Here is a 25,610-nt window from a genome sequence, read left to right on the forward strand (position 1 = left end):
GCGCGGGCGGTCGTCCGCCCGCTCCGACGTCCCGCTGGGGAGCCGCGGCTGGACCCGTTCGCATGGCCGTCTTCCACCCCGACACCGCCGCGCTCGGCCTGGGTCGGCTCTGTACGCTGGCCCCTCCGACCTGCGCCGTGGGAGCTGCCGTGTCCGATTCCGCCCGCAAGCGCCTGGCGCTGAGCCGGCTGCGTCACGGTCGCCGGCTGCCGGCGCCGTCCTGGTTGCTGCCCCGGCCGGTCGGACCGCTCCTCGTGTGGGTGGCCAGGCTGACGATCGCCTCGGTCGTCGCCTACCTGCTGACGGTGTGGCTGGTCGATGGAGATGTCGACCTCACGGGTGCGCTCACCGCGCTCCTGGTGGTCCAGGCGTCGGCAGCGGCGAGCCTGCGGATGGGCGTGGTCCGCGTGGGGGCCGTCCTGACCGGCGTGCTGGTCGCGGTCACGCTGTCCTCGTGGGTGGGCCTGACCTGGTGGAGCCTGGGCGCGGCGGTCGCCCTGGCGCTGCTGCTGGCGGCGGTCCTGCGCCTGGGCGACCAGCGACTGGAGACGGCGATCAGCGCGATGCTCATCCTGGGGACCGGGGGACAGGACATCGCCGCGGAGACCCGCGTGCTCACCACCCTCATCGGTGCGGGCGTGGGGATGGCGTTCAACGTGCTCCTGCCACCACCCGTCCCCGTCCGGGCCGCGGTGACCGACGTGCGCAACGTCGCGGGCAGCCAGGCGGCGTCCCTGCGGGCCGCCGCCTCGTCGATGTCCCGGGGGCCGGTCACCAAGGGCGCGGTGGGTGCCTGGCTGGACGAGGCCCGCACCATCGCTCGGGACATGGAGCGCACGGAAGCGGCGATCAGCACGGTCGCGGACCTGCGGCGACTCAACCCCCGCGCGATCGGTGCCCCTGAGGTGGAACCGGTCCTGCGGGCCGGCCTGGACTCCCTCGACCGCTCCTTGCTCGCGATCCGTGCCCTCTTCGCCACCATGTTCGCCGAGGCTCCCGAGCACGAGACGCCCGACGACGGCTACGGCGACGACGTCCGCCCCGCGTTCGCCGTCCTGCTCGGTCACGTCGCGGACTGCCTCGACGCCTTCGGCGCGCTCGTCGAGGCCGAGGCGGAGCGCTCGGAGGCAGAGGTCGAGCGGCACCTGGCCGAGACGCTGGACGTCGCGGGTGAGGCCCGGGCCGTCCTCACCGAGCTGCTCCTCGTCGACCCGCGGGAGGAGACCGGCCTCTGGCTGCTCCGTGGCTCGATCCTCTCCGCGGTCGACCACGTGCTCGACCCGATGAGGCTGGAGGACCGCGTGCGGATCCGGGCGCAGCACCAGTCGCGCAGGAGACGCCTGACGAACCCGGACGCCGTCCTCACCCGCGACGTGCTGGTCCCACAGTCGGCCGGCCGCCTCCGCTCGCTCGCCGGCGGCCCCGCCCACGTCACTCGCCGGGCCCGGCTCGCGCTGCGGCGAGCCGCGGACCGGCGCCCGGAGCGTCCGGAGCGTCCGGAGTAGCAGGTGCCACGCACCGGGCGACCGGCCCGCACACCGCCGCGGCGAACTAGGATCGACGGGTAGTCGAGAGGGAGGCGGTCACCATGGCCCGTCAGGAGCAGCAGCGCCGGAGCGAGCGGGAGCCGGAGGAGCCCACGCCGCCGCCGTTGCCCGTAGCCGCGAGCGCGCAGGCCCAGTCCGCCGAGCTCGACGACCTCCTCGGGGAGATCGACTCCGTGCTCGAGACCAACGCCGAGTCCTTCGTCAAGGGGTTCGTGCAGAAGGGCGGGCAGTGAGCCTCGCTCCCCGCATCGTCGGGCTGGAGACCGAGTACGGCATCACCGTCGTCGGTGCCCGGCAGCCCGAGACGGGGCCGCCGCTGGGCGCCGACGAGGCCGCGCGCTACCTCTTCCGCAAGGTGGTCGAGTGGGGCCGGTCCTCCAACGTCTTCCTCCGCAACGGGGGTCGGCTCTACCTCGACGTCGGCTCCCACCCGGAGTACGCGACCGCCGAGTGCGACGACGTGCGCGACGTCGTCGTCCAGGACAGGGCGGGGGAGGCGATCCTCGTCGACCTCGCCGAGGAGGCCACCGCGCGACTGGCCGAGGAGGGCATCGGCGGGCGGATCCACCTGCTGAAGAACAACGTCGACTCCGCCGGCAACGCCTTCGGCTGCCACGAGAACTACCTGCTGCGCCGCCGCCGTGACTTCCAGCGCACGGTCGAGCAGCTCGTCCCCTTCTTCATCACGCGCCAGATCCTCACCGGCGCCGGCGCCGTGCGCGAGACCCCCGGCGGGGCCACCTACTGCTTCTCCCAGCGCTCGGAGCACCTGTGGGACGCGATGAGCTCGGCCACCACCCGCTCGCGCCCCATCATCAACTCCCGCGACGAGCCGCACGGGGACCCCGACCTCTACCGCCGGCTCCACGTCATCTCCGGGGACTCCTCCGTCGCAGAGACGACGACGCTCCTCAAGACCGGCATGACCGCGCTGCTCCTCGACCTCGTCGAGGCCGGCGGCCGGCTCGACGACCTCCTCCTCGCCGACCCGATGCGCGCCATCCGCGACATCTCCCGCGACCTCACCGCGACCACCCCCGTCGAGCTCGTCAACGGGCGCCGGCGCAGCGCGCTGGAGCTGCAGGAGGAGTACCTCGAGCGGGTGCTGGCCCACACCGCCGGGATGACACTGCGCCCCGTCGAGCTCGAGGTGCTCGAGCTGTGGGAGCGCGGCCTGCGCGCCCTGCGCACCGGGGACCACTCCCTCATCGACACCGAGCTCGACTGGGCGATCAAGCAGCGCCTCATCGAGCGCTACCGCGCCGGCAGCGGCGCCGGGCTCGCCGACGTGCGCGTGAGCCGCCTGATCCTCGCCTACCACGACATCTCGCCGGTCGACGGGCTCGCCGAGAAGCTGCGCGAGCGCGGCCTCATGGCGCGAGTGGCCTCCCACGAGGAGATCGAGGCCGCCCGCACCACCCCGCCGCAGACCACCCGCGCCAAGCTCCGGGGCGACTTCGTCGCCGCCGCGCAGGAGCACCGCCGGGACCACACCGTGGACTGGGTCCACCTCAAGCTCAACGACGCCTCGCAGCACACCGTGCTGTGCAAGGACCCGTTCGCGAGCACCGACGCGCGGGTCGACGCGCTCATCGCCGCGATCGGAGCCTGACGTGTCCCGCCCCCGCCGTGCCCTCGCCACCGCGCTCCTCGCCGTGCTCGCCCTCGCCGGCTGCTCCTCGCCCGAGGAGACGCCCACCGAGGAGCCGTCGGCCATCTCCGTCTCCGGCGCCTTCGGCCGGACCCCCGTGGTGAGCTTCGAGGCACCCCTCGAGCTCACCGAGGAGGAGAGCGAGGTGCTCATCGAGGGGGAGGGGCGCGAGCTCGAGGCCGGCGGCCCGGCCCTCCTCGCGCTGTCCGCCTACGACGGCGAGACCGGCGAGGCGGTGCCCGACCGCGGCGCCGGTGAGGCCCGCACGCTCCTGCTCACCCCCGAGGAGGTCGGCGAGGACGTCTACCCGCTGCTCCTCGGCGCCCGGGAGGGCAGCCGGCTGCTCGTCACCCAGCCGGTGGCCGGGGAGGACGGCATCGAGCGGATGCTCGTGCTCGTCGTCGACGTCCTGCCGACCGTGGCCCAGGGCGAGGAGCTCGCCCAGCGCGAGGACCTGCCGACCGTCACCGAGAGCGACGACGGCGTCACCATCACGCTGCCCGACGGCGACCCGCCCTCGACCCTCGAGGTCGAGACGCTCATCCGCGGCACCGGGCGTCAGGTGGCCCCGGGCGAGGCGGTGACCATCCAGTACCAGGCGGTGACCTGGCCGGGTGGCGAGATCTACGACTCCACCTGGGCCGACGGGAAGGTCCCGCGCACCGTCCTCGTCGACGACACGTTCGCCGGCCTGCGTGACGGCCTCGTGGACCAGACGGTGGGCTCGCGCGTCCTCGTCGTCGTGCCCCCGGCGCTCGGCAACGGCAGCCAGACCCTCGTCTTCGTCGTCGACATCCTCGCCGCCACCCCCGTCGAGGAGGCGGCCACGCCGGAGGAGGGCCAGAGCCCCCAGCAGACGACGCCGGCCGGCTAGGTCAGCCGCCGTCCTCCTCGATGTAGACCAGCCCGTTGCCGTCCGGGTCGGCGAAGGAGAACATCGGCGTCATCCCGTCCATCCGGACGAGCTCCTCGTTGTCGAGCCGCACCCCGGCCGCGCGGATCGCGGCGTGCGCGGCCGCGGCGTCCGGGGTGCCCAGCCGGACCGCCACCGGGATCTCGCTGTCCGGCGGGAGCAGGACGAGCGCGACCGCCGAGCCCGGCGGGCGCACCTGGACGAGCCGGGCGCCCGGCCAGACCTCGACGTCGGCCTCGAGCTCACAGCCGAGCACCTCGGTGTAGAACCGGAGCGCGGCGTCCTGGTCGGCCACCGGCACGGACACGCTCAGCACCCTCGTCGTCAGGCTCATGCACCGGCAGACCCGGTCCGGTTCCCGAACTCATCGGCGCGGCGGGTCAGCCCATCGCCGCGGTGAAGGAGGCGACGGCGCCGGGGGAGCCCTGGACCTCGACCTCCGCCCGCTCGGCGCGTCCCATGAGGTACAGGGCGAGCTCGACCGGCCCGCCGACCAGCGTCACCGGGTCCTCGCCCCGCCGCACGACGGCGCGGCCACCGTCGGTGCTCGCGAGCCGTACACCGACCGGGGAACGGCGCGCCGCCAGCCGGCCCATGGTCGCGAGCTGGCGCCACAGGGCGTCACGCATCCCCGGCGGCAGCCGGCGGGGCGGGCGCGGGGAGTCCCCGGCGCGTCGCAGGTCCTCGTGGTGGACGACGAACTCGACGAGGTTGACGGCGTCGCCCATCCGCCGGGTGGGGCGCAGCCCGTCGGTGCCGAGGAGGTCGTCGACGAGGGCGGCGTAGCCACCCGGCGTGCGCGCCGCGCGCGCGACCTGGGACTGGCGCTTCTCGTGGCCCGGCTCGGGCCGGCCCGCCATGTCCAGGGCGATGACCCACGGCCGGGTCTCGCGCAGCACGAGGTGCGCGAGGAGGTCCTCGCTGCGCCACCCCGCGCACAGCGTCGGGGCGCCGGGGCCCACCTCCCGGAAGGTGGCGGCCAGGGCCCGGCGCTCCGGCTCGCTCCACTTGGCTCGTGACACGTGCGTGCTCCGTCCGATCGGTGCTGGGGACCTCACGCTAGGGGCAGCGGCGGCTCAGCGCACCGGCACGCCCGCTGCCCGCATGTCCGCCTTGACCTCGCCCACCGTGAGGGTGCCGAAGTGGAACACCGACGCCGCGAGCACCGCGTCGGCCCCGGCCTGGGCGGCCTGGGTGAAGTGGGCGGCCGTCCCGGCCCCGCCGGAGGCGATGAGCGGCACGGACACCCGCTCACGGACCGCGGTGAGCATCTCGAGGTCGAACCCGTCCTCGGTGCCGTCCGCGTCGATGGAGTTGAGGAGGATCTCCCCGGCGCCGCGCTCGGCGGCCTCGACCGCCCACGCGACGGCGTCGATCCCGGTGCCGCGGCGCCCGCCGTGAGTGGTGACCTCGTAGCCGGAGGGCGTCTCGGCGCCGTCGCGGCAGCGCCGCGCGTCCACCGACAGGACGATGACCTGGCGACCGAAGCGCTCGGCGACCTCGGTGAGCAGCTCGGGGCGCGCGACGGCGGCGGTGTTGACCCCCACCTTGTCCGCCCCGGCCCGCAGCAGCCGGTCGACGTCCTCGACCGCGCGCACGCCGCCCCCGACGGTGAGCGGCACGAAGATCTCCTCGGCGGTACGCGAGACGACGTCGAGCGTGGTCGCACGGCCCTCGGTGGAGGCCGAGACGTCGAGGAAGGTGATCTCGTCGGCGCCCTCGGCGTCGTAGCGCCGGGCCAGCTCGACCGGGTCGCCCGCGTCGCGCAGGTTCTCGAACCGCACGCCCTTGACGACGCGTCCCGCGTCGACGTCCAGGCACGGGATCACGCGCACGGCCACACTCATCGTTCCTCCAGACTCTCGGCTCCGCAGAGAATATCCGGCGCGCACGGGCCCCGGCGGGTACCGTTCGCGGCGTGACCCCGCTCGAGCGCGTCCTCGCACTCCTCGCCGAGGCCGCCGGGTCGGGCGAGCCCGTCGTGCTGGGGATCGACGGGCGGTCCGGGGCGGGCAAGACCCGGCTCGCCGGGCAGGTGGCCGCGGCCGTGCCCGGCGCGCAGGTCCTCGCCCTGGAGGACGCCTACCGCGGGTGGCGCGGGCTGCGGGAGGGCGTCGAGGCCGTGGCGACCGGCGTCCTGGCCCCGCTGCGGGCCGGGCGCGCCGGCAGCTACCGCCGCTACGACTGGGTGCGCGGCGAGCTCGACGGCACGGTGCGGGTGGAGCCGACCGCCGTCGTCGTCCTCGAGGGGTGCGGGGCCGGGTCCGCACCGTGTGCGCCCTACCTGGACGCCCTCGTGTGGCTCGAGGCGCCCGAGCCCGAGCGCCACCACCGAGCCATGGCACGCGACGACGGCACCTGGCTGGACCAGTGGTCGACGTGGGCGGCGCAGGAGGGCGCGCTGCTCGCCGAGCGTGACGCGCGCGCCGCCGCGGACGTCATCATCGACACGTCCACCGTCTAGCCTCCAGGTGCCGAGAAGTGTGACGGAGATTACAGTTCCACTCCTGTGATGAGGATTATCATTGAACCGCTCCCGTAGACGCGCGGGGCGCGCGGCCGACCGGGAGCTCAAACACTGATCCCGTCGACGCGCGGGGCGTGCGCCGACCGGAGACCGACCACTGGGGGGTCCGGAATGTGCACCGGCATCAGATTCACGGACGGCAACGACAACGTCTACCTCGCGCGCAACCTCGACTGGACCTTCGGGTACGGGGAGCGGGTGGTGATCACCCCCACCGGCTACGCGACACGCTCACCCTTCGCCGCGGTGCCCAGCATCCGGCACGCCGTCATCGGCATGGGCATCGTCGAGGAGGACACGCCGCTGTACTTCGACTGCGGCAACGACGTCGGTCTCGCGGTCGCCGGGCTCAACTTCCCCGGTTACGCCGAGTACGCCCAGGCGCCGGTCGAGGGGACGACGAACGTGGCCGCCTACGAGTTCCCGCTCTGGGTCGCCTCGCAGTTCGCCAGCGTCGACGAGGTCGGGGCCGCCCTCGCGAACGTCACCATCGTCGACCGGCCGATCAACGAGAAGTACCCCAGCTCCCTCCTGCACTGGATCATCGGTGACGCGACGCGCGCCATCGTCGTGGAGTACACCGCCGACGGTATGCACGTCTTCGACGACGACGTCGACGTCCTCGCCAACCAGCCGGGCTTCGGCTGGCACCACGAGAACCTGCGCAACTACCTCAACCTCTCCCCTGAGTTCCCCGAGGTGACGCCGGTGGGGCGGGCGCGGCTCAAGCCGTTCGGCTCCGGGGCGCACATGCGCGGCATCCCCGGCGACTACTACTCACCGTCGCGGTTCGTCCGCGCGGCGTACGTCAACTCCCACTACCCGCAGAAGGGGAGCGAGGAGGAGAACGTCAGCCGCGCCTTCCACACCCTGCAGCAGGTGGCGATGGTCGACGGCGCCGCGGCGATGGGTGACGGCGACTTCGAGCGGACGATCTACACCGGCCTGTTCTCCGGGCGCACGAACACGTACTACTGGAACACCTACGAGGACCCGGCGATCCACTCCGTCGCCCTCGGCGACCACGCCGCGGACGGCACCGAGCTCGTCGTCGTCTGACCTCGTCACAACACACTGCGGTCGCCTCGTGCGGCCGTGGTCGACCCACGCGCGAGAGCGCGCGCGGCCGGCGGTCATACCGCCCTGCTGCGCAGCGGCAGGGTGCCACCACCTGACGCATATTGGGGGTAGACACGATGGTCACAACGTCGCGGCGTGTCGAGCGCCACGAGAACGAGCCCGACTCGGTCGGGCTCAACCCACTGTTCGCACGGCCCGGTGAGGCGACGGAGCTACCGAAGTTCCGGCTCCCCGCCGGGGAGTCCCTCCCGGAGACCGCCTACCAGATCGTCCACGACGAGGCCATGCTCGACGGCAACGCCAGGCTCAACCTCGCGACGTTCGTCGGCACCTGGATGGACGAGCACGCCCAGCGCCTCTACCTCGAGGCCGCCGACAAGAACATGATCGACAAGGACGAGTACCCGCAGACCGCGGCCGTCGAGACGCGGTGCTGGACGATGCTCGCCGACCTCTGGCACGCGCCGGACCCCGAGCACACCATCGGGACCTCGACGATCGGCTCCTCCGAGGCGTGCATGCTCGGCGGGCTCGCCCTCAAGCGTCGCTGGCAGCACGCGCGCCGGGCCGCCGGCAAGTCCACCGAGCGTCCCAACCTCGTGATGTCCAGCGCCGTTCAGGTCTGCTGGGAGAAGTTCTGCAACTACTTCGACGTCGAGCCGCGGTACGTCCCCATCTCCTGGGACCACAAGGTCCTCGACGGCTACGAGCTCGAGAAGTACGTCGACGAGAACACCATCGGCGTCGTCGCGATCCTCGGCGTCACCTACACCGGGATGTACGAGCCCGTCGAGAAGATCGCCCAGGCGCTGGACCGGATCCAGGAGACCACCGGCCTCGACGTGCCGATCCACGTCGACGGCGCGTCCGGGGCGATGATCGCGCCGTTCCTCCAGCCCGACCTGCGCTGGGACTTCGCGGTCGACCGGGTCGCGTCGATCAGCACCTCCGGGCACAAGTACGGCCTCGTCTACCCGGGCGTGGGCTGGGTGGTGTGGCGCTCGGCCGACGCCCTGCCCGACGACCTCGTGTTCAAGGTCAGCTACCTCGGCGGGGAGATGCCGACGTTCGCGCTGAACTTCTCCCGGCCCGGGGCCCAGGTGCTCCTGCAGTACTACATGTTCCTCCGGCTCGGGATCGAGGGCTACACCCGGGTCCAGGGGGCCTCCCGGGACGTGGCGCTGTACCTGTCCGGGGAGATCGCGAAGATGCCGGCGTTCGAGCTGTGGAACGACGGGTCGGACATCCCCGTCTTCGCCTGGCGGCTCAAGCCTGACCACACCAAGAACTGGAACCTCTACCACCTCTCGGACCGGCTGCGCATGAAGGGCTGGCTCGTGCCCGCCTACCCGATGCCGGCCGACCTCCCCGACGTCACCGTCCAGCGGGTCGTGGTCCGCAACGGCCTCAGTCACGACCTCGCCTCGGCGTTCCTCGCGGACCTGCGTGAGGAGGTCGCCTACCTCGACGCCCTGACCGGCCCGATGCCGGCCGAGGCCCACCACCCCGGGTTCCACCACTGAGAGCGAACGACCATGAACAAGTCACGGTCTTCCGGTCACCGGGCAGCACAGCCCGTCGTTCGCGCCGACGGCACGCCGGCGCCGTCACCGGAGCACGTTCCCGCCCACCCGTTCGGCACTCCCGACAACCGCAAGCCGCCGGGGCACGCCGGTCCGGCGATCGGCGCGCCGGCCACCGGGGCCACGGTGTTCATGTCCGTGACCCAGCTGGCGATGCTCACCGTCGTCGTCGTGGCCTCGCTGCGCTCCCTGCCGGCCATCGCGACGTACGGCCTCGGCTCGGTCACGCTGTTCATCATCCCCGCCATCGTCTTCCTCGTGCCGACCGCCCTCGTCGCGGCGGAGCTGGCCACGGGGTGGAAGGGCGGGGTCTACACGTGGGTGCGTGAGGCCTTCGGCCAGCGGATGGGGTTCGTCGCGATCTGGCTCCAGTGGGTCCAGAACGTCGTCTGGTACCCCACCCAGCTCGCGTTCATCGCCGCCAGCCTGTCGTTCGTCATCGGCGACCAGGGAATCGCCAGCAACGGGCTGTACACGGCTGCGGTGATCCTCGTCCTGTACTGGGGCTCGACCCTCATCACCCTCGCCGGCGGGAACCTGTTCGCCAAGGTCGGCTCGTGGAGCGGCATCCTCGGCACCCTGTTCCCCGCCGCGCTGCTCATCGTGTTCGGCGCGATCTGGCTCGCGACCGGCGAACGGTCCGAGACCACGCTCGAGGCCTCGGCGGTCATCCCGCCGTGGACCGGGCTCGCCTCGATCGTGCTCATCGTGTCCAACGTCCTCGCCTTCGCGGGGATGGAGGTCAACGCCGTCCACGCGAACGACCTCAAGGACCCCGGGCGCGGGTTCCCGAAGTCGATCGCCATCGCGACCGGGCTCATCCTCGCCGTCTTCATCCTGCCGACGATCGCGATCTCGGTCGCCGTCCCGAAGAGCGAGCTCGGTGTGACGAACGGGATCAACCTCGCGTTCGAGGCCTACTTCGACAAGTGGGACCTGCCGTGGGGCACCCCGGTGATCTCGCTGCTCATCGCACTCGGCGCCTTCGCCTCCGTCGTCACCTGGATCGCGGGCCCGTCGCGCGGCGTCCTCGCGGCCGCACGAACCGGCCTGCTCCCGCCCGTTCTGCAGCGCCGGAACAAGGCAGGCGTCCAGGTCGGCATCCTCATGGCCCAGGGCGGCGTCGTCACCGTTCTCGCGCTGCTCTTCGTCATCATCCCGAACGGGAACACCGCGTTCGTGGCGCTCGTCGACATGGCCGCGGCGCTCTACCTCATCATGTACATCCTCATGTTCGCCGCGGCGTTGCGCCTGCGCCGCAGCCACCCGGAGGTGGTGCGCACCTACCGCACCCCGGCGATGAAGCTCGTCGCCGGCGTCGGGCTCGTCGCGTGCGTGGCCGCGTTCGTGCTCGCGTTCATCCGCCCCGAGGGGTTCAGCGGACTGAGCAACATCACCTACCCGCTGGTCGTCTTCGCCGTGGTCATCGTGCTCGGCATCCCGCCGCTCATCTTCTACGCCGTGCGCAAGCCCAGCTGGGACCAGCGGACGCCCGAGGAGCGACAGACGGCGGACAACGTCCTGGTCAACCCGCTCCCGAGTACGCCGTCGGGCGCGCCGCCGGCGGCTCCGGGCTCGCCGGGCGCGTCTCAGCCGCCCGCGAGCTGAGACGGGCGGGCCACGCCCGCCAGCACCCCGCCGCGTGCGGGTCGGCCCCCTCCACCGGGCCGGCCCGCGCGCGGCGGCGTGCCGTGCGAGGATGGTCGGCGGTCGGGCCACCGGGCCCGACGGCGACCAGAGGAGCAGACCGCCGTGCCGGAGACGACCACCCGGGCACGGCGCTTCGAGCCGGGCCCCGGACCGCGGCCCTACCGGCTGCCCGGCGGGACGCTGCGGCGCTCCCTCACCCTCATGGGACGCGGCATGCGCGACTCGCCGCGCACCTCGACGCTCGCGATCATCAGCTCGGTCCTGTACGGGCTCGGCACCGTCGGCTCAGGGCTCCTCCTCGGCCAGGTGACCGACCGCGTCGTCGTCCCCGCCCTCAGCGGCCGGGACGTCCCCACCTCCCACATCTGGCTCGCCGGGGGCGCCCTGCTGGTCGTCGGGCTGCTCACCGCGGCGGCCGTCGCCGGCCGGCGCGTGTGGGCCGGGGCCGCCGTCTTCGAGATCCAGGCGGCGCACCGGCTGCGGGTCACCCGCCAGTACCTGCGCCTGCCGATGGCGTGGCACCGCCGCCACCCGGCGGGACGCCTGCTGTCCAACGCGAACGCCGACGCCGAGGCCGCCTCCGGGGTGTTCATGCCGCTGCCGTTCGCGATCGGCGTCGCCGTCATGCTCCTCGTCGCCGGCGCCGCGATGCTCCTCGCGGACCCGCTCATGGGCGCGATCGGGGTGAGCGTGCTGCCGGTCGTCGTCGTCGTCAACACCGTCTTCCGGCGCCGGATGTCGCCGCGCGTGGCCACCTCCCAGCGGCTGCGGGCCGAGGTCTCCGACGTCGCCCACGAGTCCTTCGAGGCGTCCCTGCTCGTGAAGTCGCTCGGCTCGGAGGCCGTCGAGGAGCGCCGGTTCGCCGAGGTCACCGAGCGGTTGCAGGACGCGAACATCGAGATGGGCAAGGTCCGCTCGGTCTTCGACCCGATCATCGAGCTCCTGCCCTCGGTCGCCACCCTCGCCGTCGTCGCCGTCGGTGCCTCGCAGATCTCCCGGGGCGCCGCCGAGACGGGCGACCTCGTCACGGTCGCCTACCTCCTCACCCTCATGACCTTCCCCGTCCGGGCGATCGGCTTCGTCCTCGCCGAGCTTCCCCGCTCGACCGTCGGGCACGACCGCCTCGCCTACGTCGTCGACGCCCAGGGCTCGATGCCCGAGGGGGAGGCGACCCTCCCCGGCCGCGGCGGCCTGCGCCTGGACGTCGAGCACGTCACCCTCGAGGTCCCCGCCCGCCTCGTCCCGGGCGAGCTCGGTGAGCAGGCGGTGAGCGCCACGGGCGACACGGTGGCCCTGCTGCGCGACGTCACGCTGCACGTGCCGGCCGGGCGCACCGTCGCCGTCGTCGGCCCGACCGGCTCCGGCAAGTCGACGCTCACCTCCGTGGTCGCCCGGCTCGTCGACCCCACCCGCGGACGCGTGCTGCTCGACGGCGTCGACGTCCGCGAGCTCAGCCACGCCGAGCGCACCCACCAGGTCGCCCTCGTCAGCCAGTCGACCTTCGTCTTCGACGACACGATCCGCGGCAACGTCGCGCTCGACGACGCAGATGCCGTGTCCGACGAGGACGTGTGGGCCGCGCTGCGCACCGCCCGCGCCGAGGACTTCGTCCGCGCGCTGCCCCTCGGCCTCGACACCCTCGTCGGGGAGCGCGGAGCCACCCTGTCCGGCGGGCAGCGCCAGCGCATCGCCATCGCCCGCGCCCTCGTCCGCCGACCCCGGCTCCTCGTGCTCGACGACGCGACGAGCGCCGTCGACCCCGTCGTCGAGCAGGAGATCCTCGCCGGGCTCGGCGGGTCGGGCGCCAGCGTCCTGCTCGTCGCCTACCGGACGGCGACGATCGCCCTCGCCGACGAGGTGGTCCACCTCGAAAGGGGACGGGTGGTCGACGTCGGCACCCACGCCGAGCTCATGGCGCGCGACCCCGGCTACGCCGAGCTCGCCTCGAGCTACGCCCGCCGCAGCGCCGAGCAGGAGGAGTCCCGATGAGCTCGACGATCTCCGCGTCCTCCGACCTCGGCGTCCTCGCCACCGTCCGCCGCGGTCTGCAGCTGTCCCCGGCGATGGTCCAGGGCATCGGCTGGACCCTCGCCCTCGCCGTCGTCGCCACCGCCGGGCGGGTCGTCGTCCCCATCGTCATCCAGCAGGTCACCGACAACGCGATCATGGCCGACGGCGGCCCGGACGTGCCGCTGGTCGTGCGCACCGTGCTCCTCGCCCTCGCCGGTGTCCTCCTCGCCGGGGTGGCGACGTCGGCGGTGAACATCCGCCTGTTCCGCGCCAGCGAGCGCGGCCTGGCCCAGCTGCGCGTGCGGACCTTCCGCCACGTCCACGACCTGTCCGTGCTCACCCAGAACGCCGAGCGGCGTGGCTCGCTCGTCTCCCGCGTCACGAGCGACGTCGACACCGTCTCGCGCTTCGTCCAGTTCGGCGGCCTGCAGCTCGTCCTCAACGTCGGCCAGCTGCTCGTCGCGACCGTGGCCATGGTCGTGTACTCGCCGGTGCTCGCGCTCGTCGTGTGGCTGTGCTTCGCCCCGATGTTCGTCCTGGCACCGCGCGCCCAGAAGGTCATCTCCCGCGCCTACGGGGCCGTGCGCGTCAAGGTCGGCGTCATGCTCGGCGCGATCTCCGAGTCCATCGTCGGCGCCGAGACGATCCGCGCCTACGGGGCCTCGGGACGCACCCAGCGCCGCATCGACGACGCCGTCCAGGACCACCGCGCCGACGCCATCAAGGCCCAGACGTTCACCGCCGTCGCCTTCTCCACGGGCATGGCCTTCTCCGGGCTGGCGCTGGCGGCCACCGTCGTCGTCGGCACCCTCCTCGCCCTCGACGGCCACCTGTCCCTCGGCCGCCTGCTCGCCTTCCTCTTCCTCGTCCAGATGTTCACCGGCCCGGTGCAGAACGCGACCGAGATGCTCAACGAGCTGCAGAACGCCGTCGCCGGCTGGCGCCGCGTCATCGCCGTGCTCGACACCCCGCTCGAGGTCACCGACCCCGCCCAGGGCCGCGCCGCCGCGCCGCGCGCCGCCGGCCACCGCGCCGCCGCGGTCGAGTACGACGGCGTCCGCTTCGCCTACCCGGGCGGGCCCGAGGTGCTCCACGGCATCGACCTGCACATCCCGGCGGGCACGTCGGTGGCGATGGTGGGGGAGACCGGCTCGGGCAAGACGACGCTCGGCAAGCTGCTCGCCCGGCTCATGGACCCGACCGCCGGACGCGTCCTGCTCGACGGCACCGACCTGCGCGAGCTCCCGCTCGCCACCCTGCGCAGCCGCGTCGTCCTCGTCCCGCAGGAGGGCTTCCTCTTCGACGGCACGATCGCCGAGAACATCGCCTACGGCCGGTTGACGCACGACCGCGCAGAGGTGGAGGCCGCGGTCGCCGAGCTCGGCCTCACCGACTGGCTCGCCACCCTGCCCGACGGCCCGGACACCCACGTCGGGCAGCGCGGGGAGTCGCTCTCGGCGGGGGAGCGCCAGCTCGTCGCCATCGCCCGCGCCTACCTCGCCGACGCCGACCTGCTCGTCCTCGACGAGGCGACCTCCGCCGTCGACCCGGCCACCGAGGGACGCATCAGCGCCGCGCTGGCCCGCCTCCAGGCCGGGCGGACCTCGGTGGCGATCGCCCACCGGCTCTCCACCGCCGAGGCGGCCGACCTCGTCGTCGTCGTCGACGCGGGCCACGTCGTCGAGGTGGGCACGCACCGCGAGCTCGTCGCCCGCGGCGGCGTCTACGCCCGGATGTACGCGAGCTGGGTGCGCCAGGCGCACTGAGCGGGCCGGCCCCCGTGCGGCCGGCCCGCTCCGCGCGGCCGGCCGGGGGTCACGCGGCCGGCCGCACCTGCCAGACCTCGCGGAGGTCGACACCCGCGTCGCGGACGAGGTTGAACACCGGGCATCGGCGCAGCACCTGGGCCTGGAGCTCGGCGAGCTCGCCGGGCCCCGCCGTCGTCGTGAGCGTCACGGTGAGGGTGAGCGTCTGGAAGTGCGGGGAGACGTCGGCGGTGCCGGCGAACCCGCGCAGGTCGAGGGTGCCGGTGGCGTGCGTCTCGACCCCCTCGACGGCGACGCCGAGCTCCGCGGCGACCGTCTCGACGACGACCGTCACGCAGCCGTTGAGCGAGCCGAGAAGGTACTCGATGGGGTTGGGCCCCTCGTCCGTGCCGCCGAAGGACGCGGGCTCGGCGACGACGAAACCGAACTGCCGCGCCCGGACGGCGGTCGACAGGGAGCCGGTCGAGCGTCCGCTCGCGGAGATCTCGGCGAGGCGCGGCGTCGGGTCGGTGGCGGGGGTGGCGGTGAGGGTCATCGGTCTGCTCCTGAGGTCGTGGGCTGTCGTGCCGGACGCTAGGGAGGAGCGGGAGTCCACAGCGAGCGGCACCCGCCGGGTGAGACCCGCGGGCGCCCGCCTCCCACTGGGTGAGACGGGCACGCTCCGGACGTACCCGGCGATCTGGCAAGATCGACTGGTGCCCAGCCTCGACCCCGCCATCGCCGCCCGGCTCAAGCGCGACCCCTCCGGGCTCGTGTGCGCCGTCGTCCAGGACGACTCCACCGACCAGGTCCTCATGGTCGGCTGGATGGACGACGAGGCGCTCCACCGGACACTCACCACCGGCCGCGCCACGTACTGGTCGCGCTCCCGGCAGGAGTACTGGCGCAAGGGCGACACCTCCGGCCACGTCCAGCACGTGCGCTCCGTGGCCCTGGACTGCGACGGCGACGCCCTGCTCGTACGCGTCGAGCAGGTCGGCCCGGCGTGCCACACCGGCACCCGCAGCTGCTTCGAGGCGGGCGGGGACCTCGGCGCCGTCGTCGGGGAGGCGTCATGACCGAGTGGGGCGCCACGTCACCCGACCTCGCCACCTTCCGTGAGCTCGCCGCCGACGGACGGCGCGTCATCCCCGTCGTGCGCCGCCTCCTCGCCGACGACGTCACGCCCGTGGGCCTGTACCGCCAGCTCGCCGGCGGGCGTCCGGGCACCTTCGTCCTCGAGTCCGCCGAGCACGGCGCCTGGGCTCGCTGGTCGTTCGTCGGCGTCCGCTCCCGGGCGACCCTCCTGTCCCGCGGTGGCCGCGCGACCTGGCTGGGCGACGTGCCCGTCGGGGTGCCCACCGAGGGACCGGTCCTCGACGTCCTGCGCGAGACCCTCCGCGCCCTGCACACCCCCGCCCTGCCCGGTCTGCCCCCGCTCACCGGCGGGCTCGTCGGCTCCCTGGGGTGGGACGTCCTGCGCCAGTGGGAGCCCCGGCTGCGCGCCAACGCCCCGGCCGAGATCGACGCCCCCGAGGTCGCGCTGTGCCTCGCCAGCGACCTCGCCGCCGTCGACCACTCCGACGGGTCGGTGTGGCTCATCGCCAACGCCATCAACTTCGACGACACCGACGAGCGCGTCGACCAGGCCCACACCGACGCCGTCGCCCGGCTCGACGCCATGCAGGACCAGCTCCTCGCCCCGGCCCGCAGCCACGCCGCGGTCGGCGGGCAGGCCCCGACGTCCGACGAGGGCCTGCGCTTCCGCACGAGCCAGGCCGACTTCGAGAGCGCCGTGGGCGCGGCCAAGCAGGCGATCCACGACGGTGAGGTCTTCCAGCTCGTCGTGTCCCTCCGGGTCGACACCGACTGCCCGGCCGACCCGCTGGAGGTCTACCGGGTGCTGCGCACCATCAACCCCAGCCCGTACATGTACTACCTCCAGCTGCCCGACGAGCCGGCCGACGGACGCTCGGCGAGCTTCGCGGTCGTCGGCTCGAGCCCCGAGACGCTCGTCAAGGTGAGCGACGGCCGGGTGGTGACGTTCCCCATCGCCGGCTCCCGGCCCCGCGGACGCACCGCCGAGGAGGACCACGCCCTGGCCGAGGAGCTCCTGGCCGACCCGAAGGAACGGTCGGAGCACATCATGCTCGTCGACCTCGCCCGCAACGACCTCGTCAAGGTGTGCGAGCCGCCGAGCGTCGAGGTCGTCGAGCTCATGGAGATCAAGCGCTACAGCCACATCATGCACATCTCCTCCACGGTGAGCGGGCGGCTGCGCCCCTCGTCCACCGCCCTCGACAGCCTCGTCGCGACGTTCCCCGCAGGGACACTGTCCGGGGCTCCCAAGCCGAGGGCGATCGAGCTCATCGACGACCTCGAGCCGGCCCGGCGCGGCATCTACGGCGGGACGATCGGCTACTTCGACTTCGCCGGTGACGCCGACATGGCCATCGCCATCCGCACCGCCTTCATCCGCGACGGCGTCGCCAGCGTCCAGGCGGGCGCCGGCATCGTCGCCGACTCGGTGCCCGCCCTGGAGTACGAGGAGTCGCGCAACAAGGCGGCCGCAGCGCTGCGCGCCGTGCGCGTCGCCGCCACGCTGCGCCCCGGGACCGAGGAGGAGCGGTGAGCCGAGGGCGCGTCGTCCTCGCGGTCCTCGTCCTCGGTGTCCTCGGCTTCGCGCTGTCCGCGCTGACCTGGGGCTCCACCGAGGTCCCGACCGTGCTCGCCCAGCGCACCGTCACTGTCTCCGGCGGTGACGCGAGCCCGGTCACGACCGCGGCGAGCCTCGCCGTCCTCGCCACCGGGCTCGCCCTGGCCCTCGGGGGCCGCTGGGTCACCCGGGTGTGCGCCGGTGCGCTCGTCGTCCTCGGCGGGGCCCTCGGCGCGGCCGCCATCGGCTTCCTGCGCGACCCGCGACCCCGCCTGGAGACCGCTGCCGCGCAGGTGAGCGGCGTCCGGGAGACCCTCGGCACCCCCGAGGTCACCGCGTGGCCCTACCTCACCATCGCCCTCGGCGCGCTCGTCGCCGCCGCGGCCGTCCTCGTCGTGCGCATCCCCACGGTCCAGGCCGGGCGCCGCTTCGAGCGCACCGCCGGGCAGGACGCCGCAGGGGACCCGGAGCGTGACGAGCGGGTCCGCGCGATGGACGACTGGGACGCCCTCGGGCGGGGCGAGGACCCGACCGCCCGGGACCACGGCTAGTGTTGGACCAGATGATGACCGCTGAGAGGAAGCGAACCATGGCGCACGACGGCACCCGTCGCGACTACGACCTGCCGCCCAAGGCCCCGGCCCACAACGAGGGCAAGACCGTCGCCGGCTGGGTGATGTTCTGGGGCGTCTCCCTCGGTGCGATCCTCACCGCGCTCGGCCTCGTGCTGTGGCAGATGGGCCTGATCGTCGCGGGCGTGGCCGTCCTCGTCCTCACCGTCGTCGCGAGCATCGTCCTCAGCGCGCTGGGCCACGGCCAGCCGCGCGACCGGACCGGCCGCCCCGGAGCCGGGCAGCCCGACTGGTACGCATGAGCGAGACGACGCCCACGGGCAACCGGGCCGGCGCCTGGGCGCTCGGGCTCGGGATCGCCGGGCTGCTCCTCCTGCTCGCCCCGGTCATCGGGTCGATGGTGGCGGCCGTCGTCGTCATCCTCCTCGGGACCGCCGTGAGCGCGTCCGCCGTCGTCCTCGGCATCAACGGGGTCCTCGCGTACAGCCGGGGCCGGACCGCCACCCGCTACACGGCGGTCCTGGGCATCGTGCTCGGCGCCGTCGGCTCCTTCTTCTGGCTGCTCTCGCTCCTCGGGCTGGTCCTCGGCCTCTAGCCGAGCAGGACGCGCGACTCCCACGGCGCCAGGGTGAGCTCCTCGCCCGCGGCGGGGGCGCCGTCGTCGTGCGTCGTGAGCAGGACCTCGCCCGCGAGCGGGCCGGCCAGCCCCGCGAGCGTGACCGTCGCCGGCTCCGAGCTCATGTTGGCGACGACGAGCAGCGTCGGTGAGCCGGCGAGGGTGCGGGTGTAGGCGAAGACCTGCTCGTGCTCGGGCAGGAGGAGGCGGAAACTCCCCTCGACGACGATGTCGTGGGTGTGCCGCAGCTCGTGCAGCCGCCGGTAGTGGTGGTAGACCGAGCCCGGGTCGCGCCGCGCGGCGGCCGCGTTGACCTCGGTGTGGTTCGGGTTGACCGCGATCCACGGGGTGCCGGTGGTGAAGCCGGCGGCGGGGGAGTCGTCCCACTGCATCGGCGTGCGCGCGTTGTCCCGGCTCACCGGCGCGATGCCGGCGAGCACGTCCGCCGGGTCGGCGCCGTGCTCGAGCTGCTCGCGGTAGTGGTTGAGGGACTCGATGTCGCGGTAGTCCTCGATCGAGGTGAAGCCGACGTTCGTCATGCCCAGCTCCTCGCCCTGGTAGACGTAGGGCGTCCCGCGCATCATGTGGAGCACAGTGCCGAGCGTCTTGGCCGACGCGACCCGGTACTCCGGGGAGTCGTCGCCCCACCGGGACACGACCCGCGGCTGGTCGTGGTTGTTCCAGTACAGGGAGTTCCACCCGGCCGCGAGCCCCTCCTGCCAGGCGGCGAGGTTGAGCTTGAGGTCGGGCAGGGACAGCGGCTGCAGGTCCCACTTGCCGCCCGGCCCGTGGTCCAGGCCCACGTGCTCGAACTGGAAGACCATGTCCACCTCGCGGCGCGCCGGGTCGGTGAAGAGCCGGGCGTGCTCGAGGGTGACGCCCGGCGTCTCGGCGACCGCGAGGATCGCGGCGTCGGCGTAGACCTCGCGGTGCATCTCGTGGAGGAACTCGTGGTTGCGCGGCCCGTTCATGTAGAACGGCGATCCGTCGCCGTAGCGGGTGCCCGGCTTGGCGGGACCGTCGGGCAGCTCGCCGTCCGGGCCGACCGCCTTGGAGATGAGGTTGATGACGTCCATCCGGAAGCCGTCCACACCCCGGTCCAGCCACCAGCGCATCATCGCGTAGACGGCCTCGCGCACCTGCGGGTTCTCCCAGTTGAGGTCCGGCTGCTTGCGGGAGAACAGGTGGAGGTAGTACTCCCCGCTCGCCTCGTCCCACTCCCACGTCGAGCCGGAGAAGAAGGAGTGCCAGTTCGTCGGCTCTGCCCCCGGCTCCCCGCCGGTGTGCCCCGGGCGGGGCGGACGCCACACGTACCAGTCGCGCTTCGCGGCGTCACGGCCGGAGCGGGACTCCTGGAACCACGGGTGCTCGTCGGAGGAGTGGTTGACGACGAGGTCCATGACGAGCTTCATCCCGCGCTCGTGGATCGCGGCGATGAGCCGGTCGAGGTCCTCGAGGGTGCCGAACATCGGGTCGACGTCCTGGTAGTCGGAGATGTCGTAGCCGTTGTCGTCCTGCGGGGAGCGGTAGATCGGGGAGAGCCACACGACGTCGACGCCGAGCTCGGCGATGTGGTCGAGGTGGTCGATGATGCCCTGGAGGTCACCGACGCCGTCGCCGTCGGAGTCGGCGAAGGACCGCGGGTAGACCTGGTAGACGACCGCCGAGCGCCACCACCCGGGCTCACGGTCGGGAACGGGCGTGGTCGCGGTGGTGTCGAGGTGACGCGGCGAGGTCATGAGGTCATCCCACCACTTCCTCGCCCGCCGCGCGGCCCGGGAGTGGCCCGTCCAGCGGACTGTGGTCGGCCTTGTGGGTGGGGGCACCTACGATGGGGGCCAAGCAAGGGGAGGGAGAGACGGTGACGGTCCTGGAAGACATCGTCGCAGGGGTCCGGGAGGACCTCGCCGAGCGGGAGGCCGCGACGCCGCTCGACGCGCTCAAGGAGCGCGCCCATCAGCAGCCCGTCGCCAAGGACGCCGTCGCCGCGCTGCGCGGCGGGGCGGACGCGGTGACGGTCATCGCCGAGGTCAAGCGCTCGAGCCCGTCCAAGGGTGCGCTGGCCGACATCGCCGACCCCGCCGGGCTCGCGGCGGACTACGAGGCCGGTGGCGCGAGCGCGATCAGCGTGCTCACCGAGCGGCGTCGCTTCGGCGGCTCGCTCGAGGACCTCGGCGCCGTGCGCGCAGCGGTCAACGTCCCGGTCCTGCGCAAGGACTTCGTCGTCACGCCCTACCAGGTGTGGGAGGCGCGCGCCTACGGCGCGGACCTCGTGCTCCTCATCGTCGCGGCGCTCGAGCAGACCGTGCTCACCTCGCTCGTCGAGCGCGTCCACTCCCTGGGCATGACCGCCCTCGTCGAGGCGCACGACCGCGAGGAGACCAAGCGCGCGGTCGACGCCGGCGCCCGCGTCATCGGGGTCAACGCCCGCAACCTCCACACCCTCGAGGTCGACCGGTCGGTGTTCGGCACCGTCGTCGACGTCATCCCCAGCGGTCTGCTCAAGGTCGCCGAGTCGGGTGTTCGTGGCCCCCACGACGTCCTCGACTACGCCCGCGCTGGCGCCGACGTCGTCCTCGTCGGGGAGGCGCTGGTGACCCAGGGCAGCCCGCGCCAGGCCGTGGCCGACATGGTCGCCGCCGGTGCCCACCCCTCCGTCCGGGCGGTGCGCCCGTGAGCCTGTCCGGCGCCGAGGGTCCGTACTTCGGGCGGTTCGGCGGCCGGTTCGTGGCCGAGGCGCTCGTCGCCGCGCTCGACGAGCTCGACACCGCGTGGCAGGAGCTGCGGGAGGACCCGTCCTTCCAGGCCGAGCTCGCCGAGCTGCACCGCACCTACACCGGGCGCCCGAGCATCATCACCGAGGTGCCGCGCTTCGCCGAGCACGCGGGCGGCGCCCGGGTCATCCTCAAGCGCGAGGACCTCAACCACACCGGCTCGCACAAGATCAACAACGTGCTCGGCCAGGCGCTGCTCACCCGCAAGCTCGGCAAGAAGCGCGTCATCGCCGAGACGGGCGCCGGTCAGCACGGGGTGGCCACCGCGACCGCGGCGGCGCTCCTCGGCCTCGAGTGCGTCATCTACATGGGCGAGGAGGACGTGCGCCGCCAGGCGCTCAACGTCGCCCGCATGGAGCTGCTCGGCACCACGGTCGTGCCGGTCTCCAGCGGGTCCAGGACCCTCAAGGACGCGATCAACGAGGCGTTCCGCGACTGGGTGACGAACGTCGAGACGACCAACTACGTCTTCGGTACCGCGGCCGGGCCGCACCCCTTCCCGGGGATGGTCCGCGACCTGCAGAAGATCATCGGCGAGGAGGCCCGCGAGCAGGTGCTCGACCTCACGGGCGCGCTGCCCGACGTCGTCTGCGCGTGCGTGGGCGGCGGCTCCAACGCCATCGGGATCTTCAACGCGTTCCTCGACGACGAGGGCGTGCGCCTCGTCGGCCTGGAGGCCGCCGGTGACGGCGTCGAGACAGGGCGCCACGCCTCCTCGATCAGCGCGGGCACCCCGGGCGTGCTGCACGGCGCCCACACCTTCCTCCTGCAGGACGAGGACGGCCAGACCGTCGAGTCGCACTCGATCTCCGCCGGACTGGACTACCCGGCCGTCGGGCCCGAGCACGCGTGGCTCGCGGACCTCGGCCGCGCCGAGTACGTCCCGGTCACCGACGCGCAGGCGATGGAGGCCTTCCGCCTCCTGTGCCGGACCGAGGGCATCATCCCGGCGATCGAGAGCTCCCACGCCCTGGCCGGCGCCCTGGAGATCGGGCGCGCCGCCGCGGCGGCGGGCGAGCCCGCCCCGACCATCCTCGTCAACCTCTCCGGGCGCGGGGACAAGGACGTGGAGTCCGCGGCCGCCTGGTTCGGGCTGCTGGACGAGAAGGCCGCCGGGCCGCAGGACGAGGCGAAGACCGGTGCCGTCGACGGCGCCGGCTACGAGGCGACGGGAAGCGTGGAGCTGTGAGCGAGGAGCAGACGAGGACGGTGGCGGGCCGGCGGTCCGCCGAGGCGATCGACGCCGCCCTCGCCGAGGGCCGCAAGGCACTCGTCGTGTACCTGCCGGTCGGCTTCCCGACCGTCGAGCGGTCGATCGCCGCGGCGCGGACCGCGGTCGCGGCGGGAGCCGACCTCGTCGAGCTCGGCCTGCCGTACTCCGACCCGGGCATGGACGGCGAGGTCATCCAGCACGCCACCACCCAGGCCCTCGCGCAGGGCACACGGGTGAGCGACGTCGTGCGCGCCGTCGAGCAGGTGTCCGCCACCGGCGCCGGCGTGCTCGTCATGACCTACTACAACCCCGTGCTGCGCTACGGCGTCGACCGTTTCGCGCGCGACCTCGCCAACGCCGGGGGAGGGGGGCTCATCACCCCCGACCTCATCCCCGACGAGGCCGGCGCGTGGATCTCCGCGGCCGACGAGCACGACCTCGACAAGGTCTTCCTCGTCGCCCCGAGCTCCACCGACGAGCGGCTCGCGATGACCGCCGCCGCCTCCCGCGGCTTCGTCTACGCCGCCTCCACCATGGGGGTCACCGGCGTGCGCAGCTCGGTCGACACCCACGCTCGTGACCTCGTCGCCCGCACCCGTGCGGCCGGCGCCGAGCGGGTGTGCGTGGGCCTGGGGGTCTCGACGGGCGCGCAGGCCGCGGAGGTCGCGGAGTACGCCGACGGCGTCATCGTCGGCTCCGCCCTCGTCCGCACCCTGCAGGACCCGGACGAGCGGGCCGGTCTCAAGGCCCTCGGCGCCCTCGTCGAGGACCTCGCCGCCGGCGTCCGCGCCTGACGCACCGCCCACCACCCCCTCCCCGCGAGAGCCGACTTTCGCGCGAGAGCGGACTTTCGCGCGAGAGCGGACTTTCGCGCGAGAGCGGACTTTCGCGCGAGAGCGGACTTGTGCGCGAGAGCCGACTTGTGCGCGAGAGCCGACTTGTGCGCGAGAGCGAACTTCCGCGGGTCGGCCCTCCGTCGTCGTCCGCGCGGCGTCCCGGAAGCCGGGCCCACCGTGTCGGTCGCGCCGGTTAGGCTGCCCCCGTGCTGATGCTCCCCGCCTCGATCCCGAGCCCCGCCGTTGCCGAGTGGTGGCTCGGCCCGCTGCCGATCCGTGCCTACGCCATCGCGATCGGCCTCGGGATCGTCGCCGGCTGGTGGATCCTCGACCGGCGCTACTCGGCGAAGGGCGGCCCGAAGGACACGGCGGTCGACGTCGCGCTCTGGATGGTCCTCTTCGGGATCATCGGCGCCCGGATCTACCACGTCGTGTCCTCGCCGGACGCCTACTTCGGCGAGAACGGTGATCCCGCCCGGATCATCGAGATCTGGAACGGCGGGCTGGGCATCTGGGGCGCGATCATGGGTGGGGCCCTCGGCGCCTGGATCGCGTTGCGTCGTCGCGGGCTGCGTCTGGCGCCCTTCGCCGACGCCGCCGCCCCGGCGCTCCTGGTCTCCCAGGCCATCGGCCGCCTCGGCAACTACTTCAACCAGGAGCTCTACGGAGCGCCCACCACCCTCCCGTGGGGTCTCGAGATCGACGCCGCGCACCGCGTCTCCGGCTACACCGACCCCGCGCTCCTCTTCCACCCCACCTTCCTGTACGAGATGGTGTGGAACCTCGCGATGGTCGGCGTCCTGCTCTGGGCCGAGCGTCGCTTCCGCCTGCGCCACGGCCGGGTGATGTGGCTCTACGTCATGCTCTACACCGCCGGACGCGTCTGGATCGAGTACCTCCGGATCGACACGGCCGAGACCGTCCTCGGCCTGCGGCTCAACGTGTGGACCTCGATCCTCGTCTTCCTCGTCGCCTTCGCCTTCTACATCCGCATCGGGCGGCGCACCCGCGGGCAGGACGAGGAGATCTGGCTGCCGGGCCACGGTCCGGAGACCGCGGACGACGACACCGCCGTCGACGCCACCGTCGTCGACAGCGACGAGACAGCCACCGCGCAGGAGGACGGCGCGTCCGCCCAGGTCGAGCCCACGGACGACGACGCCTCCTCGGCGCGCGGCGAGCGCTAGGCGGACGCGGTCGCGGTGAAGGTGCTGCCCACCTTCTTCCCGATGGCCAGATGACCGCCGAGCGCCCCTCCGGCCGACGCGGCGAGCGCGCCGAGACCGCCGAGAACCACACCGCTGCGGTGCCGGCCGGAGCGGCGAGCGAGCCAGGACCCGGCGAACAGGACCGCGGCCGCGCCGTTGGCGCCGGCGTGGACCACGCCCGCGCGGCGTGACCCGGGGTCCTTGACCTGGCCCCACTCGGCCCAGCCGCTCAGTGCCGTCGGTACCGCCGCCATGAGGCCGAGTGCGATGAGCCGCTGCGACGCGCGGCGCCCGCCGGGGACGGGCAGCAGGTCGAGCACGGTCGCGCTCGTCCAGAACCCGATGGGCAGGTCGGTCATCATCGGGTGGAGCGCGTGGCCCAACGGCTTGCCGAGGAGGAGGTCGCGCCCGGGCACGGAGGCGAGGACCTGCACCGGTCCGCTGAGTGCCTGGACGGCGGCGTCGAGGCGCTCGTCCTGCTCGATGGCCTCGGCGACGCGCGCGCCCGGGGACCCCGAGCCCGGCGCCGTCATCGGTCCGCTCCCTGAGCCGACGTCCGGTAGGGCAGGAGTGCGATGAGCAGGCCGATGACCACCGCGGCCAGGTGCAGCCAGTTGTCCGCCCAGTTGATGTTGAGGAAGTTCGCCTCCTCGTTGTCGACGACGAACACTCCGTACAGGAGCGTGGCGCCGTACCCGATGACGAGCAGCCACCCGAACGTCCTCGATCCGCTCGGGGTGCGCCACAGCAGGATGCCGAGCAGGCCGATGAGGATGTGCACGACGTTGTGGAGCGGGTTGACCGCGAAGACGACCAGCGTCTGGGTGTGGTCGTGCTCCACCCAGCCCTCGAAGCCCGTGACGCCGAAGCCGGCGATGCCGACGACGACGAACAGGACCCCGACGACGAGCGCGAGCCGCTGGTGGGCACCGCGCCGTTGGACGGTCGGACGGATGGTCGTCATGGCGTCCTCCGGGTACGGGTCTGGTGTCGCCATCATGGTGGCGTGCGTCACACGCCGCATCCGGT

At 73.2% G+C, this 25,610-nt stretch carries 26 protein-coding genes; 19 read left to right on the forward strand and 7 right to left on the reverse strand.

Annotated features, from left to right (window positions below):
• Positions 1–149: 149 nt before the first annotated feature.
• From FE251_RS07030 to FE251_RS07045, 4 genes are all read left to right on the forward strand, one after another.
• A complete protein-coding gene (locus FE251_RS07030; protein ID WP_168202674.1) occupies positions 150–1,505 on the forward strand; it encodes an FUSC family protein in 1,356 nt (451 codons plus the stop codon).
• Between the two features lie 83 nt (positions 1,506–1,588).
• On the forward strand, positions 1,589–1,780 hold the full coding sequence (locus tag FE251_RS07035; protein WP_139071788.1) for a ubiquitin-like protein Pup: 192 nt from the start codon (positions 1,589–1,591) through the stop codon (positions 1,778–1,780).
• A complete protein-coding gene (gene pafA / locus FE251_RS07040) occupies positions 1,777–3,159 on the forward strand; it encodes a Pup--protein ligase (RefSeq protein ID WP_139071787.1) in 1,383 nt (460 codons plus the stop codon). The genes FE251_RS07035 and pafA overlap by 4 nt, the downstream gene beginning before the upstream one ends.
• Before the next feature lies 1 nt (position 3,160).
• The gene (locus tag FE251_RS07045) at positions 3,161–4,072 is read left to right on the forward strand and encodes an FKBP-type peptidyl-prolyl cis-trans isomerase (protein WP_139071786.1); all 912 of its coding nucleotides are present in this window, start codon (positions 3,161–3,163) and stop codon (positions 4,070–4,072) included.
• 1 nt (position 4,073) lies between these two features.
• Here the strand turns inward: FE251_RS07045 and FE251_RS07050 are convergent, their stop codons facing one another.
• Genes FE251_RS07050 through hisF form a run of 3 tightly spaced genes read right to left on the reverse strand, consistent with a single transcriptional unit; the run spans position 4,074 to position 5,958 of the window.
• Positions 4,074–4,445, reverse strand: a complete 372-nt coding sequence (locus FE251_RS07050; RefSeq protein WP_139071785.1) for a VOC family protein — start codon at positions 4,443–4,445, stop codon at positions 4,074–4,076.
• Between the two features lie 46 nt (positions 4,446–4,491).
• Positions 4,492–5,133 (reverse strand): TIGR03085 family metal-binding protein, encoded by a 642-nt coding sequence (locus FE251_RS07055; protein WP_168202675.1) that lies wholly within the window; start codon positions 5,131–5,133, stop codon positions 4,492–4,494.
• A 54-nt stretch (positions 5,134–5,187) separates the two neighbouring features.
• Entirely contained in the window at positions 5,188–5,958 is a 771-nt protein-coding gene (gene hisF, locus FE251_RS07060) for an imidazole glycerol phosphate synthase subunit HisF (protein ID WP_139071783.1), read from the reverse strand.
• A gap of 71 nt (positions 5,959–6,029) precedes the next feature.
• On the opposite strand from hisF, the gene FE251_RS07065 reads away from it, so the two are divergent.
• From FE251_RS07065 to FE251_RS07090, 6 genes are all read left to right on the forward strand, one after another.
• Positions 6,030–6,575 carry a nucleoside/nucleotide kinase family protein gene (locus tag FE251_RS07065; protein WP_139071782.1) on the forward strand — a complete coding sequence of 182 codons (546 nt, stop codon included), beginning with the start codon at positions 6,030–6,032 and terminating at the stop codon, positions 6,573–6,575.
• A 174-nt stretch (positions 6,576–6,749) separates the two neighbouring features.
• Positions 6,750–7,697, forward strand: a complete 948-nt coding sequence (gene bsh / locus FE251_RS07070; RefSeq protein ID WP_139071781.1) for a choloylglycine hydrolase — start codon at positions 6,750–6,752, stop codon at positions 7,695–7,697.
• Positions 7,698–7,834: 137 nt separating this feature from the next.
• Complete coding sequence (locus tag FE251_RS07075; RefSeq protein ID WP_139071780.1) at positions 7,835–9,241, forward strand: glutamate decarboxylase; 1,407 nt, start codon at positions 7,835–7,837, stop codon at positions 9,239–9,241.
• Between the two features lie 192 nt (positions 9,242–9,433).
• Entirely contained in the window at positions 9,434–10,909 is a 1,476-nt protein-coding gene (locus FE251_RS07080; protein ID WP_179954786.1) for an APC family permease, read from the forward strand.
• Between the two features lie 144 nt (positions 10,910–11,053).
• Positions 11,054–12,940, forward strand: a complete 1,887-nt coding sequence (locus FE251_RS07085; RefSeq protein ID WP_330998319.1) for an ABC transporter ATP-binding protein — start codon at positions 11,054–11,056, stop codon at positions 12,938–12,940.
• Positions 12,937–14,727, forward strand: coding sequence for an ABC transporter ATP-binding protein (locus FE251_RS07090; protein ID WP_139948354.1), 1,791 nt, complete (start codon positions 12,937–12,939; stop codon positions 14,725–14,727). Before FE251_RS07085 ends, FE251_RS07090 begins: the two co-directional genes overlap by 4 nt.
• Before the next feature lie 49 nt (positions 14,728–14,776).
• On the opposite strand, the gene FE251_RS07095 is transcribed toward FE251_RS07090, so the two are convergent.
• The gene (locus FE251_RS07095) at positions 14,777–15,262 is read right to left on the reverse strand and encodes an OsmC family protein (protein ID WP_168202676.1); all 486 of its coding nucleotides are present in this window, start codon (positions 15,260–15,262) and stop codon (positions 14,777–14,779) included.
• A 160-nt stretch (positions 15,263–15,422) separates the two neighbouring features.
• On the opposite strand from FE251_RS07095, the gene hisI reads away from it, so the two are divergent.
• From hisI to FE251_RS07120, 5 genes are read left to right on the forward strand one after another with little or no spacing between them, the layout of a single operon-like run.
• On the forward strand, positions 15,423–15,785 hold the full coding sequence (gene hisI, locus FE251_RS07100; protein ID WP_139071777.1) for a phosphoribosyl-AMP cyclohydrolase: 363 nt from the start codon (positions 15,423–15,425) through the stop codon (positions 15,783–15,785).
• Positions 15,782–17,338, forward strand: coding sequence for an anthranilate synthase component I (locus FE251_RS07105; protein ID WP_139948355.1), 1,557 nt, complete (start codon positions 15,782–15,784; stop codon positions 17,336–17,338). Before hisI ends, FE251_RS07105 begins: the two co-directional genes overlap by 4 nt.
• The gene (locus FE251_RS07110; protein ID WP_139948356.1) at positions 17,335–17,913 is read left to right on the forward strand and encodes a Trp biosynthesis-associated membrane protein; all 579 of its coding nucleotides are present in this window, start codon (positions 17,335–17,337) and stop codon (positions 17,911–17,913) included. Before FE251_RS07105 ends, FE251_RS07110 begins: the two co-directional genes overlap by 4 nt.
• Before the next feature lie 38 nt (positions 17,914–17,951).
• A complete protein-coding gene (locus tag FE251_RS07115; protein WP_139071774.1) occupies positions 17,952–18,236 on the forward strand; it encodes a hypothetical protein in 285 nt (94 codons plus the stop codon).
• Positions 18,233–18,529 (forward strand): hypothetical protein, encoded by a 297-nt coding sequence (locus FE251_RS07120; protein ID WP_139948357.1) that lies wholly within the window; start codon positions 18,233–18,235, stop codon positions 18,527–18,529. Before FE251_RS07115 ends, FE251_RS07120 begins: the two co-directional genes overlap by 4 nt.
• Here the strand turns inward: FE251_RS07120 and FE251_RS07125 are convergent.
• Complete coding sequence (locus FE251_RS07125; RefSeq protein ID WP_139948358.1) at positions 18,526–20,289, reverse strand: glycoside hydrolase family 13 protein; 1,764 nt, start codon at positions 20,287–20,289, stop codon at positions 18,526–18,528. The genes FE251_RS07120 and FE251_RS07125 overlap by 4 nt on opposite strands.
• Positions 20,290–20,411: 122 nt before the next feature.
• On the opposite strand from FE251_RS07125, the gene trpC reads away from it, so the two are divergent.
• The 4 genes from trpC to lgt all read left to right on the forward strand — a co-directional run bounded on the left by trpC (position 20,412) and on the right by lgt (position 24,560).
• The gene (gene trpC, locus FE251_RS07130) at positions 20,412–21,227 is read left to right on the forward strand and encodes an indole-3-glycerol phosphate synthase TrpC (protein ID WP_139948359.1); all 816 of its coding nucleotides are present in this window, start codon (positions 20,412–20,414) and stop codon (positions 21,225–21,227) included.
• Positions 21,224–22,513 (forward strand): tryptophan synthase subunit beta, encoded by a 1,290-nt coding sequence (gene trpB / locus FE251_RS07135; protein ID WP_139948360.1) that lies wholly within the window; start codon positions 21,224–21,226, stop codon positions 22,511–22,513. The genes trpC and trpB overlap by 4 nt, the downstream gene beginning before the upstream one ends.
• A complete protein-coding gene (gene trpA / locus FE251_RS07140) occupies positions 22,510–23,331 on the forward strand; it encodes a tryptophan synthase subunit alpha (RefSeq protein ID WP_407925289.1) in 822 nt (273 codons plus the stop codon). The genes trpB and trpA overlap by 4 nt, the downstream gene beginning before the upstream one ends.
• A 254-nt stretch (positions 23,332–23,585) precedes the next feature.
• Positions 23,586–24,560, forward strand: coding sequence for a prolipoprotein diacylglyceryl transferase (lgt, locus tag FE251_RS07145; protein ID WP_139071821.1), 975 nt, complete (start codon positions 23,586–23,588; stop codon positions 24,558–24,560).
• Here the strand turns inward: lgt and FE251_RS07150 are convergent.
• Positions 24,557–25,114: a DUF2231 domain-containing protein gene (locus FE251_RS07150; RefSeq protein ID WP_139071769.1), complete on the reverse strand. Its 558-nt coding sequence runs from the start codon at positions 25,112–25,114 to the stop codon at positions 24,557–24,559. The two genes, lgt and FE251_RS07150, sit on opposite strands and share 4 nt — an antisense overlap.
• Entirely contained in the window at positions 25,111–25,545 is a 435-nt protein-coding gene (locus tag FE251_RS07155; RefSeq protein ID WP_139948361.1) for a DUF4383 domain-containing protein, read from the reverse strand. The genes FE251_RS07150 and FE251_RS07155 overlap by 4 nt, the downstream gene beginning before the upstream one ends.
• Between the last annotated feature and the right edge of the window lie 65 nt (positions 25,546–25,610).

Origin of the sequence: Georgenia wutianyii, assembly GCF_006349365.1 — a bacterium.
GTDB classification, from domain to species: domain Bacteria; phylum Actinomycetota; class Actinomycetes; order Actinomycetales; family Actinomycetaceae; genus Oceanitalea; species Oceanitalea wutianyii.